This is a genomic window from Rhodococcus sp. 852002-51564_SCH6189132-a, assembly GCF_001665495.1.
In the GTDB taxonomy this organism is placed as follows: domain Bacteria; phylum Actinomycetota; class Actinomycetes; order Mycobacteriales; family Mycobacteriaceae; genus Rhodococcus; species Rhodococcus pyridinivorans.
The window spans coordinates 1-13,084 of record NZ_LZMJ01000031.1 but is presented as its reverse complement, the minus strand read 5'-3'; the positions used below and the strand labels follow the sequence as shown (position 1 = coordinate 13,084).

10 protein-coding genes and 2 pseudogenes are annotated in these 13,084 nt (G+C 66.6%); 5 read left to right on the top strand and 7 right to left on the bottom strand.

The window, feature by feature from the left end; genetic code table 11:
- Positions 1-780: 780 nt before the first annotated feature.
- The gene (locus A5767_RS06130; protein WP_019287437.1) at positions 781-1,038 is read left to right on the top strand and encodes a hypothetical protein; all 258 of its coding nucleotides are present in this window, start codon (positions 781-783) and stop codon (positions 1,036-1,038) included.
- A gap of 1,542 nt (positions 1,039-2,580) precedes the next feature.
- Here the strand turns inward: A5767_RS06130 and A5767_RS06120 are convergent.
- From A5767_RS06120 to A5767_RS06110, 3 genes are all read right to left on the bottom strand, one after another.
- Entirely contained in the window at positions 2,581-3,198 is a 618-nt protein-coding gene (locus tag A5767_RS06120) for a recombinase family protein (RefSeq protein WP_006553200.1), read from the bottom strand.
- Between the two features lie 128 nt (positions 3,199-3,326).
- Positions 3,327-3,608: a universal stress protein gene (locus A5767_RS06115; RefSeq protein WP_231913134.1), complete on the bottom strand. Its 282-nt coding sequence runs from the start codon at positions 3,606-3,608 to the stop codon at positions 3,327-3,329.
- A 12-nt stretch (positions 3,609-3,620) separates the two neighbouring features.
- Positions 3,621-5,192: an MFS transporter gene (locus A5767_RS06110; RefSeq protein WP_039583601.1), complete on the bottom strand. Its 1,572-nt coding sequence runs from the start codon at positions 5,190-5,192 to the stop codon at positions 3,621-3,623.
- Between the two features lie 129 nt (positions 5,193-5,321).
- On the opposite strand from A5767_RS06110, the gene A5767_RS06105 reads away from it, so the two are divergent.
- The gene (locus A5767_RS06105) at positions 5,322-5,990 is read left to right on the top strand and encodes a TetR/AcrR family transcriptional regulator (RefSeq protein WP_039583585.1); all 669 of its coding nucleotides are present in this window, start codon (positions 5,322-5,324) and stop codon (positions 5,988-5,990) included.
- 23 nt (positions 5,991-6,013) lie between these two features.
- On the opposite strand, the gene A5767_RS06100 is transcribed toward A5767_RS06105, so the two are convergent.
- From A5767_RS06100 to A5767_RS06085, 4 genes and pseudogenes are all read right to left on the bottom strand, one after another.
- The gene (locus A5767_RS06100) at positions 6,014-9,028 is read right to left on the bottom strand and encodes a Tn3 family transposase (protein ID WP_039583599.1); all 3,015 of its coding nucleotides are present in this window, start codon (positions 9,026-9,028) and stop codon (positions 6,014-6,016) included.
- 265 nt (positions 9,029-9,293) lie between these two features.
- Positions 9,294-10,037: an ANTAR domain-containing protein gene (locus A5767_RS06095; RefSeq protein ID WP_064851916.1), complete on the bottom strand. Its 744-nt coding sequence runs from the start codon at positions 10,035-10,037 to the stop codon at positions 9,294-9,296.
- A gap of 136 nt (positions 10,038-10,173) precedes the next feature.
- Positions 10,174-10,597, bottom strand: a pseudogene (locus A5767_RS06090) (low affinity iron permease family protein).
- A gap of 122 nt (positions 10,598-10,719) precedes the next feature.
- Positions 10,720-11,124, bottom strand: coding sequence for a Ppx/GppA phosphatase family protein (locus tag A5767_RS06085; RefSeq protein WP_082937617.1), 405 nt, complete (start codon positions 11,122-11,124; stop codon positions 10,720-10,722).
- Positions 11,125-11,167: 43 nt separating this feature from the next.
- Here A5767_RS06085 and A5767_RS24135 point away from each other — a divergent pair, with 43 nt between their 5' ends.
- The 3 genes and pseudogenes from A5767_RS24135 to A5767_RS06070 all read left to right on the top strand — a co-directional run bounded on the left by A5767_RS24135 (position 11,168) and on the right by A5767_RS06070 (position 12,863).
- Entirely contained in the window at positions 11,168-11,461 is a 294-nt protein-coding gene (locus A5767_RS24135; protein ID WP_006552189.1) for a transposase, read from the top strand.
- Positions 11,462-11,533: 72 nt separating this feature from the next.
- Positions 11,534-12,358, top strand: a pseudogene (locus tag A5767_RS06075) (IS3 family transposase); the annotation flags it as partial.
- A gap of 130 nt (positions 12,359-12,488) precedes the next feature.
- A complete protein-coding gene (locus tag A5767_RS06070; protein WP_064851913.1) occupies positions 12,489-12,863 on the top strand; it encodes a DUF1330 domain-containing protein in 375 nt (124 codons plus the stop codon).
- The last annotated feature ends 221 nt before the right edge of the window (positions 12,864-13,084 follow it).

Here is a 13,084-nt window from a genome sequence, read left to right as displayed (position 1 = left end):
CGTTATCCATCAAATGTGGAAGAGGCGAGAAGGGGCGATCGGTGGTCGCAGCACCCCGGGGGACGGGATGATCCCGCGCCACCAACATGCGCATCGTCCGCGCGATCTGCGGCGCGCAACGCGCACGCGAGACGACCACACGGTGCTGCCGCAACGCCGCATCGGTGAACCGTGGGTCGGTGCAGTGTGCGCGTCGCTGCGGCATGGCACCCGATGCATGAGCAGCCGAACGCGCGTCGAGCGGATCGGCGGCTCGATCCGGCACGGGCGCCGGCAGGCCGGTCGCAGTCCGGAGGTGGGCCGGACTCGAGCCAGAGGCCGAGTGACAGGTGGGGCCCATCGCATCGATTCGGGCGAACCAGGGATCTCCGAACGCCTCGGACGCCCTGCCGCACCTGTCCGGAGGAGGTCCGGTTCCACTCTAGTTAACATAACTTAGGTTATCGGCAATCCTGCGACCTGCGCCTTTGCCGTCTATCTTGAGATTTGCGCGACTCTCGCTGCTTCGGCACCTCTCGCAGGCTTGTAGTGAGGTCGCTTGGGATCGTTCTACAAACAGGCTGCCGTGCGGAGGTTATAGACAGTAATCCTCGATGTGCAATCTGGTATCAATGACGCACTGTCGTAGCATCACTCGACGGTTTCCCGTCGCTTCGGCGTCCGATGGCAAGATCACTGCCCGCGCACGCTTAGCTCGTGCACCTAACTCTCTACTTCGTAGGTAGCAGAAAATTTCTGCAAGTCCGGCGTGTCTAGAGTGAAAGAACAAGACGAACTGTCATGATCGTCGGCATGTCCGATTGTGTCCGTCGCCGCAGAGTGGGCCGTCCCGCGCTGCCGTATACGCCTGTGCAGATGAACCTTCGTGTGCACCCAAGCGTGCGTCGGTTCCTTCATACCGAAGCGGAACGGCGTGGGCTCAACGCCAACACGCTGCTTATGGAGATCGTTGCGGACGCTATGGGGACGACAGTCGCCGACCTGACCGCCGCAGGGCTGCAGGAAGAGGAGGACACCCAGATCCAACGAAGCGCCTGACCGCGTAGAGCAGGCCTATACAAAAACGAAACCCCCGGCGTGCCGGCCAGGGGCTTCGAAATAAGTCACGTAGAGGAGAAGCGCCAACTTCTTGTTCCTCTACCTCCCCGAAGGGACACTCTTGCCTGAGTGGTCTCAGGGTATCGCACACCCTGAAGAAGGTTCAATCAAATCACCGCGTGTCGCCAGCGATTTAAGTACGGCCACTAAATGCTGCGGTTCGAACACGTCACAGATAAGTGACCCGCGTCTCATAGAGCGCTTGTTTGAGGTGTGTACTCGTAAATGGTCACCGCGACCCCGAGTACGTCTCGACGTGCAGCAAACGCATGACTACCTGGCCACATCAGCGATGCCTGCGACTGCACCGGCCGTGCCGTGGGCTATTCACCTCACTGATACACAGCGACGATTCCGGCTACTCGCGTTCGACTTCGATAGCAGTCGGCACGGTACTGAGACTGCCGTCAGTGATGCAGATCGCCTGTGCAATGTGCTTGATGACCTGGGAGTCGCATATCTGCGTACAGTCTCCGGTCCGACGAAGGGCCAGCACATATGGGTCCGGCTCACCGAACCGGGCACTTCTGCGGACAGTGTGCGCCGCTTAGCGCACGTACTACGCCAACACTACCCAAGTCTCGATCTGTCCCCGCTCACCAACTCCGCCACTGGCGCGGTGCGACCTCCTGGCGCTCCCCATCGTCACGGTGGCTGGTCCCTCCCCCATCTTCGTGGGCAAGCACTGATCGACACGTTGGTGCGCATGGATGCAGGTACTTCGCCCGAGGTGGTGCAATGGCTTCTCGCCCAGCATCCTCACACCGAATCTCATTTGCGAGACCCCCGTCTTCAGAGGGTCCGCATCGTCAAGGACCAGGCCGGACCGCATCTCGATCGCCCGCGCCGACCACTTACCGCCCGAACTCGCGCGCTTCTATCTACGACTCCCCCGCTAGGCACCGACAGATCGGCCCTCGCACACAGCATCCTGCTCGGGATGGCGAAAGCTGGTCGTACCCTGGCAGATGTCGAAGCAGTTGTCGGTTCAGCCCCGGGTCTTGTCCGCCTACGCGAAGACCGTGACCGGGGCCGAGATGAGACGGTTCGCCAGTGGCGGCGTGCCCTCGATACCGCCGCTCGGTTTACTCCGCCCAGTGTCACCGAACGCGAAGTTATCGATGACGAGCTCGACCAAATCGAAGCCGCTATTACAACAGACCCGACTCGTTGGGCACGCGCCGGCGGAGCGAGCGACGAACGAATCCTGCATGCCCTGGTCGTCCTGGCACGTACGGGGGTAGCCGTAGCATTTGCCGAAAATCGGGCGGATATGGCGTAGTGCCCGGTCGGTGATCCGCTCGGCCTGTTGGGTCGAAACGATCGTCTGTCTCGCCACCGGCTCCTGGCGGGCGCGGCGTATCCGCCCAGCTCGCCGACGATCCGATTCGGGCCAGAACTCGTGTGGGACGTAAGGGCCCGCAACCCAAGGTTGTCAGGAAGTGCAAAGTAGCGGGATCCTGACGACAGGCTGGTGAATTCTCAGGCTCGTGGTGCAGCACTGCTGACGATGCGGTGGATGGTGGAGCGGCCGACGCTGTATTCCTCGGCCAGGTCCGCCAGGCTCGCGTCGTCGGCGGGGTCGTGGTAGCGGCGGTGGATTGTTTTCCGTGCCGTGAGAGGAAGTTTCGGCTGCTTGCCCTTGAGCCTGCCTTTCGCGCGGGCCTTGGCCATGCCCTCGCGGGTGCGTAGGTGGTTGAGGTTGGCCTCGAATTCGGCGACCATGGCCAAGGTTTGCAGGAAGAGCTTGCCGAACGGGTCGTTCCAGTCGTAGATCGAGCTCCCGAGTCCGAACAGCACCTCGCGCTCGCGCAGTTCGGTCAGGGTCTGGCCTGCTTCGGCCATGTTGCGTGCGAATCGGTCGAACTTCGGCGTGGTCAGCACTACCTGTCGCCCGTCGATGGCCGCCGCGGCGGAGGTGACGGCGGCGAGTGCGTTGTCGAGCCCGGCCCGGTTCTTGCGGGTGGTCCCGGAGAACCCTTTGTCGATGAAGATCCGCTCACGCGGCACTCCGAGCGCCAATAGCTGCTCGGTTTGGATCTCGACGTCTTGTTCGTCGGTGGAGCAGCGGCAGTATCCGACGCGGAACGGCTCACCCATGCCGAAAGTGTTCCAGATAGCGGGGGCTGACCGGCACAGTCAGCGGAACACCTCTACGGAACACCGGTGAGCTGGGCCGACGTTGGCTCTGCGTGGTGTTCCGGTGGCCGATCCGGTTACGGAACAGGTCAGGGGGTGTTATCGGTGTGTGGGGGTGTGTTGTGGGTGAGGGCGTGCTGGTGGGCGGTCCGCAGGATGGCCTCGGTGGGAGTGGTGCCGCGTAGCTGGTAGGCGTCGGGTCCGAGCCGGTCGAGGTCCGCCCCGAACTCACGTGCGTCGATGGGGTGGCGGGCGCAGATGATCAGGAGCCGGGCGTGGGTGGCGTGGGCGAGTTCGGCGGCGTGGTCGACCACACGGTAGGAGCGGTCGGATCCGTCGGTGTCGACGATGATCGTGCGATAGGCCGTCATGACGGGCGTCTTTCACGAGAAGGGAGCGTGTTTTGCGGGGGAAATGGTCGAGATGTATCGGCGGCGTGGTGCGCGGCCGGGGGCCAGTACTGCCAGCACGATCGCCCCGACGGTGGTGAGGGCGGCCAGGGCGAGCGCGGCCTGGCCGCTGCCGTGCACGAACGCGGCCTTGGCGAACTCGGCCAGCGGTGCGGCCACCGGTCCGGCCTGGTCGGCGACCTGCAGCGCCGCGGCCAGGGAATCGGCGACCGGGCCGCGGGCGGGCTCGGGCAACTGGGGCAGGGCGGGCTGGATGCGGTGGGTGTAGCCGGCGGCCAGCACGCTGCCGGCCACGGCGATCCCGATCGCGGCGCCGATCTCGCGGGCGGCGTCGTTGACCGCGGCGGCGACCCCGTGTTTGGCCTCGGGGGTGTCGGCGACGATGGCATAGGTCGCCGGCGCGGTGCACAATCCCAGGCCCGCGCTCATGATCAGCAGCGGCCACAGCAGGTCGAGGTAGTGCGCGGCGAGTGTCAGCCGGCTCACCAGCACCAGCCCGGCGGCGATGGTGAGCAGGCCGGCCACGGTCATCACCCGTAACCCGACCAGGCTCGACAGCCACGGCGCGATCACCGAGATCACGACCAGCGGCACCACCATCGGCGCCAACGCCAGCGCCGAGGCCAGCGGCCCGTAACCGAAGACCAGCTGCAGGTACTGCACAAGCAGCAGGAATACCCCGAAGGTGACCAGGAACTGGATGGTCACCGACAGCGACCCGGCACCGAAACCACGGCGGGCGAACAACCGCACATCCAGCAGCGGCGCCGCCGAGCGCAGCTCGACGACCACGAAGGCCGCCGTCGCGGCCACGCCGACCCCGGCGGCGGCGGCGACGAGCGGGTCGGCCCAGCCGCGCGCGGGGAACTCGATCACGGCGAACACGATCGCCGCGACAGCGACCGCCACCGCCACCGCGCCCACCCAGTCCACCTGCGGATGCTCGCGCTGGCGGGACTCGGCGATGGTGCACGCCAACCCCGCCAGCACCGCCCCGGCCACGGTCAACCCTACGAACACCGATAGCCACGACCATCGTTCGAGCAGCACCCCGGCACCGAGAATCCCCAGTATCGCCCCGGATCCGGCGACCCCGGCCCATATCCCCACCGCCCGGCCGCGATGAGCGGGGGCGAACCCTGCAGTGAGGATCGACAGCGTCGAGGGCATCACCAGCGCGGCGCCTGCCCCGGCCAGCGCGCGCGTCGCGATCAACCAGGCCGGGTCGGACAGCAGCAGCGGCAGCGCCGAGGCGGCGGCGAACACCACCAACCCCACCACCAGCACCACGCGGCGCCCGTAACGGTCACCGACGGCGCCGGCGGGCAGCACCAGACACGCCAGCACCAGCGTGTAGCCGTCGACGATCCAGGTCAGCTGGGCTTGGGTGGCCCCGGTCGCAAGCGCGATCTGCGGCAACGCCGAATACAACGCCGCCATCGCCGCGACCACCAGCGCCACCGCCAGGCACGACACCGCCAGCATCCACCACTGGGCCCTGGTCCAGCGGGCGATCTCGACAGTGTCCGTTCCGGGTGTGGCCACCGGCACCTCCCCGACTTTGAAGACCAACGGTATCTGTACGAGACCATTCGTATCATAGTGGTTGGGGGGTGGGATAGAGTTCACCCATATCAAGAGTTCAACGACACGAATTCGGAGGAAGGCGCGTCCATGACCGACTCAGGCCCGGCGGCGACCGACCCGCTCGCCGCGGACGACGAGCAGGCCGATCCGCGACTGGCGCGCTCACGCAACCGGTTGCTCGACGCGGCCACCCATCTGCTGTCCACCGGCGGTGTCGAGGCGGTCACCGTCGAGGCGGTCACCCGCGTGTCGAAGGTCGCCCGCGCCACCCTCTACCGGCACTTCGGCAGCACCACCCAGCTGCTCGCGGCGACTTTCGAACGACTACTTCCCCAGGTCGACACACCGACCGGCACCGGGCCCGTGCGTGAGCGGCTCCTGGCGCTGCTCGCCAGCCAGGCCGACCTCATCGAACAGGCTCCGGTGCAGATGACCACCCTGGCCTGGCTGGCGATGGGTTCCATCGGCGAGGACCACCCCGACCCGGCCGCGGTCACCTCGCTGCGCGCGCGCGTCATCGAGCAGTACCGCCACCCGTTCGACCAGATCCTCACCAGTCCCGAGGCCCGCGCGATGCTCGGCGAGCTCGACACCACCTTCGCCATCATCGAACTCCTCGGCCCGATCGTGTTCGCCCGTCTCACCGGATTACGCAGCATCGACCACGACGACTGCACCCGGCTCGTCGACAACTTCCTCACCGCCCACCGAACACCCACGCCAGCAGACACCGCTATCGACATCGCCACGCCGTAACCACGGGCCCCGGTTCCGCGCGGTCAGAACAAGGTGTCGCGCACCCGCAGCGGCCGGTACCCGGTCGGGCCCAGCTGGGCCAGCTCGGCGTCGATGTCGACCTCGATCGCGCCGAAGAAGTTGATGTTGGCACTGTGGGCCGGGCTGATGTGGGCCAGGACCTCGTCATCGATACGCTGCCCGGTCCGGCGCATCTGCTCGACAGCGAACCCGTAATACTCTGTGGTCCAGGCGATCACAGCGTTGGTCGTCAAGGTCAGGCACCAGGCCTGCTCGGTCTGGTCCTCGAGGTGGCGCGCCCGGATCATCCCCTCATGGGCATAGAGCAGGTCGCGGCGCAGCGCGTGCAGCGACTCGCCCTTGTTGAGCTGCCGCGAGATCTTGCGCCGGTAGTCCGGATCGGAGAGGTATCTCGCGGCGTAAATGGTGCGCCGCAGCGCCCCGTACTCCTTGAGCGCCGCGGCCAGGGTGTTCTGCCGCCCCGACGCCGACAGCTTGCCGACCAACAGCGACGCGGTGGCGTGCCCGAACTTCAGCGATCCGGCCAACCGCAGCAGATCGTCCCAGTGCTCGGCGATCAAACCCAGGTTGGCCTTGCGGGTCATCAGCGGGCCCGCGTGCGGGAACCGGGCCTCGGCCTCGGCGCGCGGGCCCGGCCGGTACAGGGTGATCCGCCCCAGATCCCGGATCCGTGGCGAGAGCTGCATCCCGAGCAGGTCGAACAACCCGAAGTTGACCAGGGTGACCCCGTGGGTGTCGGTGGCGTGCTCGGTGATCGGCAGATCGGTGGCGTTGCCCAGGATCTCATCGAGCACGTAGTGGGCTTCGCGTTTGGTCGCCACGATGACCTTGGTGCCGTAGGTGGCGTGGGTGTCGCTGACATGGGTGTAGGTCGACAGGCCCTCGCTGGCGAAATAGCGGCTCAACGGCCGCGCCGTGGTCGACTTACCGCGCGTCGGGAAACGCTGCCCGTCGCTCGACGACAGTGTTCCGGCGCCGAACACCGCGGTCAGCGGCAGCCGCTGGTGGTAGCCGACCAGTACCAGGTTGGCCGCGCGCAGGGTCTCCTCGCGCACATACCACTCGTCGGTCCAGGCCAGGATGTCGTAGGTGATTCCGCACGCCTCGGCCATCCGGGTCAACCCCAGGTTCGTCGAGTGCGCCAGCAGTACCGCGATCAGGTTGCGTTTGAGCTCCGGCGTCCGGGTGGCCTGACCGCCGGCGTGGGTGAAGCAGTCCAGGTAGCCGGTGCGTTTGTCCAGCTCGATCAGCAGCGACACGATCGGCGCGAACGGCAGCATTTCGGTCAGCTCGGCCTTGAGCGTGATCGCCTCGGCGGGAACATCTTCCGCGCTCAGCGGCGAGATCACCAGATCCCCGCCCTCGTCCAGCCGGACCGGGCCGTCCCCGCCGGCCAGCACCTCCTCCAGCTCACCGAGAGCGTCGTGCAGTTCGGCGACCACGGTGGCCAGCGCGACGCCAGGATCGGCGGATCGCCCGACCAGGCCGCAGAACTCAACGCGTTGCGGTTCCCACTGCCCGGTGGTGAGCAGGTAGGCGGCCGGGTCGGCGTAACGGCGCGAGCCCGGCACGAACACATCCCCGCTGCGCAACCCGTCACGCAATCCGAGCAGCACACACAACTCCCAGTAGTGCCGATACGCGGTCGCGCTGCCGGATTTGCGGGCCTCGTCGAGGTAGCCGCGCCACTTCATCGGCACGAACCCGGTCGGGGCGTCATCGAAGACCTTGCGCCGCCCGGTCGCGTTCAACTCGCGCAGCATGTTCACCGCGATCAGCAACTCGGTCGCGGCGGTACCGCCGCAGAAGCGCACCGCTTCGAGCACCGCGGGGGTGAACTGACGCAGGTAGTTGTAGGAGGAATCCAACGCCGCCAGATGCCCGTGATCACGCGGCAACCTGGGCTTGGCCTGGGCGATCGCCGCGCGCAGGCGCTCCCACCCGATCTTCTCGCCGCGGATCAGCGCACCGATCTCCTCATCCGGAACGCCGGGGTCGGTGACGATTTCCAACAGATCGTCCAGCAGCGCCTGACGGTCCTCTCCAGTCTTCCCTCGTTCGGCCAGCCGCTGCTGCATCTTCCGTTCGGCAGCACCGAATTTCACCGAGATCGCCTGATCGAACAACGCCACGACCTCATCGAGGACATCGGTGCCGGACTGGGCCAGCACCGTGAGCAGGATCGGATACCGGCGTTGCGGATCCCGACGTTGCAGCGCTTGCGGACTCAGGCGCCGGCCCATCGTGGCCAAAAACCGGCGCCGCTCGGCGGGCAGCACCGACATATCCAGCCGATCAGCGCCCAACCCGCGCAGGAAACCCAGCTTGTCGACCTCGGCGCGGACCGCGGCCGCCGAGGCCTCCACCGGCCCGGTCGACAGCCACCGCAACCGCGAGATCCCCAGCGAAGCGTCGGTGACAAGCAAGCCGTCCAACTCCGCGCACCGCGCCGCAGTGAACTCGTGAGCGAGCCGGTCATAGGTTTCGGTCTGGGCCTGGTGGCGGGCGTGGGCGACCCGCTCGACCACGGTGACCGGGCCTGGCCGGATCACCTTCGCCGAGATCAGATACTCACACGCCAGCCGGAACAGCAGAGTCGGGGAATCGTGCTCCATCGCCCGCGCGAGCAGGAACTCATCGAGCTCCTTGAACTCGAGCGCACCGACCGCACGCCATCCCAGGTACCGCGCGGCCAGGCGCACATGCTCGGTGCGGGTCTTGGCTCGCCTGCCGTAGGCACCGATCACCACCGGATCCAACCGCAACTGCTCGGCGACACGAGCCACCGCCACCGGCGGAGCCGTGACCAGCCGATCCGGCACGAATCCCAGCCACGGCAGCGTACACAACGCGATCGCCAAGCCCAGCCGCTCGGCTGGGCCCCGGCCCCGGCCCGGATCCACGAACGCCAGATCCGCAGGCGTCAGCGTGAAGTACCGGAACAGCTCCTCGCGGCTGATCTCCGGGAATCCCCGCAGTCGTTCCAACTCCTCGTCCGCGAACATCCGCGTCGCCACGACCCCAGCCTCCACCAGCACCGACCAACATCATCATCGGCAGTCAAGCACCAACCAGTCGACAGTGCATGCCGAACTCGAAACCCCGTGCCCACCAGTCGGATACGCCAAATCCGCCCGATTTCCGGCGGATGCTACGGCTACCCCCTGGACTCCGATGCTCTGGCCGCGGTATTCGGCCCAGCACGTCGAACCTCGAGGCGGGGCTGTCTGTGCCCACCGCCGCAGCTGGTGCGATGAAGGTCGCGTCCTCGCGGGGAAGGGGTCAGTGCTCGGGCAGGGGTTGGTGCTGGTCGAGCACGGCGCGGGCGAGGTCGGCGACCTTGAGGTTCATCTGCTGCGAGGTCCGGCGCAGCACATCGAAGGCCTCGTCGGCGGTCAGGTTCTGCAGTGCCATCAACAATCCGACGGCCGTGCCGATTTCGCGGTTGTTCATCAATCCGGTGCGCAGCGAGTCGATGTCCTGTTCGCGGTGGACGGCGGTGGCGGTGACCGACGCGAACGCTGCGAGCACGCTGGCCTGCCCGGCGGCGTCGGTGGTGAAGGCGCCGGCGGTGGTGGAGAACAGGTTCAATGCCCCGACCTTGTTCCGGTCGATGAGCAGCCGAAAGGCCATCACCCCGCGCACGGGCGTGGTGCCGAGTATCTGCTGCGCCAACTGCGGCCAGGACGATCCGGCCGCCAGGTCCGCTTCGATCTGGGGGAGTTGCTCGTCGATGGCATCCACACACGGGCCTTGCCCGAGTTGTCGTTCCAGCTCGTCGATGCGCGTAGCGATATCGCTGGTGGCCGCGACGGTGTCGTACTGCTTGCGGCGGCGCAGCATCAGACTCGCATGATCACAGCCGGGAACCAGCAAGGTGGCCGCGACACAGATCGCCGCATACACCTCGCTGGCATCGGCGCCGCCGTAGAGGATCTCGGCCAGCGCGGAGAACACCGTCGCGGGGTCGGCGTGCATGGGCTCCGGGATGAGAGGCTGCTGCTCCACTGTGTCCTTCACTGTCATCATCGATATCCCACGATGATTCCACGTTCGGGCCGCGGTGCTGACCCACGGTTGCTCACACCGCAGCAGACGAGGGTGCCCGGTCGCCGTCGAGCCGCGCTCCTGATGGGGGATAGGTGTGGGGCAATAGGGACGGTCAGGCGCCTTCGCGGTGTTCGAGTCCGACCGCGGCCCGTAGTTCCTGGCAGTCGACCTGAAGGCCGGGATGCTCGCGCGACAGTTGCGCCATCAGGTCGGCCAGGCCGTCGGCGATGGCATTGAGCTTGTGCTGGATGGCATCGTCGGATCGTTTCTGGGTGTTCTGCAGCAGGGCGACCAGCAGGAACGTGACAATAGTGGTGACGGTGTTGATGATCAGTTGCCAGGTGTCGATGTTGTCGAGCAGCAGGAACGACGGCGCCCAGACCAGCACCAGCAGCACGCAGAAGGCGAAGAACGCCGCCCGGGGAGACCAGAGTGTCGGCGCGGGTGGCGAAACGATCGAACAGGGACAACCGTCCGCGGACTTCGGAGGGCAACGTCACCGTCGAATCGGTGTGGCGTCCGGATGAAGCGACCATGTTTTTCTACCTCCTCGCGGCCTCGACCATCGGACCTGTCCAGGTCACATACCCGACCGTTTCCTGGGCAAACTTTTCGGCGTCCTCGTCCTGGGCGCGTCCGGTACCTACACAGTGCGGGGTCATCCGGCTGCTGCGGTCCACAGGGCCGAAGCCGTCGTTTCCTCGCCGCGGTCTGCCCGTGGTGCGGGCTGCAGTGGTTGGAATGGCAGGAGGCCCTCCGGTTCGGTGGCGGTGAAATGATGCAGGATCAGTCCTTCGCGTAGTGCCCATCGGCAGACGGTGACCTCTGCAACGTTCAGCGCGTGCATTGTCTCGTAGGCGACGATCGCGCCGGCGAGGATCTGATGGGCACGCGGAGTCGACACACCGGGCAGATCGGCGCGTTGTGCGGTGCTCATGCGGGTCAGGCGGGGGATCCAGGTGTGCAGATCGTCGCGGGTGAGGGAGTGTGGCCGACGTTGGCGGGGTGTTGCGGCCAGACGGGCGAGTTGGGTGAAGGGGACTGCTGCACGGATAGGTGACATCTGAACTGTGGTGCCGCAAGGCACTGCTGGAAGGATGGACCCCGTGCCCAAGCCCTATCCGAAAGAGTTCCGCGACGACGTCGTCCGCGTGGCCCGCAACCGCGAACCAGGTCAGCACCTGCGGCAGATCGCCGCCGACTTCGGCATCAGCGAATCCTGCCTGACCAACTGGCTCAGGAATGCCGACGTCGAGGACGGCACCAAGCCAGGGACGACGAACGAGGAGTCCAGAGAGAACCGCGAGCTGAGAAAGCGGATCCGGTTGCTTGAGCAGGAGAACGAAGTGCTGCGGCGGGCCGCGGCGTATCTATCACAGGCGAATCTTCCGGGAAAATGATGTTCCCCCGCACGCGGGAGGTGCCCCCACCGCTCGTCCGCGAGCTGGCCGCCGGCGGGATTCCCGTCGCGGCGGGTGTGCCGGGTTCTGGGGATCGCGCGCCAGCCGTACTACCGGTGGCTCGCCGACCCGGTCACCGACGCCGAACTCGAGGAGGCGTACCGGGCGAACGCCCTGTTCGACGCCCACCGCGAGGACCCGGAGTTCGGCTACCGGTTCCTCGCCGACGAAGCCCGCGATGCGGGCGAGTCGATGTCGGACTGCACGGCGTGGCGGATCTGTTCGACCAACAGGTGGTGGAGTGTGTTCGGCAAGAAACGTGGCTCGAAGAAGGGCCGCTCCGGGCCGCCGGTGCACGATGATCTCGTCGGCCGCGTCTTCACCGCGGATGCTCCAAACACTTTGTGGCTCACCGATATCACCGAACACAGAACCGAGGAAGGCAAGCTCTACCTGTGTGCGGTCAAGGACGTGTACTCGAACCGGATCGTCGGCTACTCGATCAGCGATCGGATGAAATCCCGTCTGGCTGTCACGGCCCTCGAATCGGCAGTGGCACGGCGGGACTCGGTTGCCGGATGTGTGGTTCATTCCGACCGTGGATCGCAATTTCGCAGCCGGAAATTTGTCCGCGCCCTCGCCCGCCACGACCTGGTCGGATCGATGGGTCGGGTGGGTGCGGCCGGCGACAATGCCGCGATGGAATCGTTCTTTGCGCTGCTCCAGAAGAACGTCCTCGACCGGCAGAGATGGGCCACACGCGAGCAGTTGCGCATCGCGATCGTGACTTGGATCGAGCGGACCTATCACCGCCGGCGACGTCAGCTCCGGCTCGGCAGATTGACGCCTGTCGAGTTCGAGACCATCATGACCACACCAGCCACACAGGCTGCGTGACCGAATCTGTCACCGGATCGTGCAGCAGTCCCCGTCACCACCGGTGCACCTGTCCTGAATGCCCCCGTGAATACCCGAATGCCGGGAACCGCGCGCAAGCCCGACCGCGGGTCTGTGCCAGACTGCGGGCATGGCTGTCGATCCGCGTGGTACCGACCTGAAACGTTTTCTTGCCGAGGATCCCGGTGGGCCGGTGGTGATGCTGAATCTTCTGCGTTTCGCCGAAGGCGGACGAGAACTCTACGACCGGTACGCCGCGGCACTGCACGAGAGGTTTCTGCCGCGCTACGGCGGTGAGGTCCTCTACGCTGGGGATGGCTCGACCGCGCTGGTCGCCGATTCGGGCCAGCAGTGGGATGCGGTGCTGCTGGTGCGCTATCCCTCCCGCAGCGCGTTCTCGCAGATGGTCGCCGACCCCGACTACCAGCAGGTGACCACCTGGCGCACCGAGGCATTGACCGAAGCGGTGCTGCAGGCCACCGTGCCGTGGCCCGAGCCCTCCTGAGCAGCGACCCTCACCGTCCGGCTCGGCACCCTTTGTCGTGCAGTTGCCGGACGGCGCCGATTCCTTCGGTGCACCGTGATGGGCGGGCAGTGGGGGGGGGGGGGGGGGGGGGGCCCCCCCCCCCCCCCCCCCCCCCCCCCCCCCCCAAGTTATAACAGGCCCGAGAAAGGGGGGGGGGGAGAGGAGCCCCCGACACCCCGCGATACGCGGCGGGGGCACGC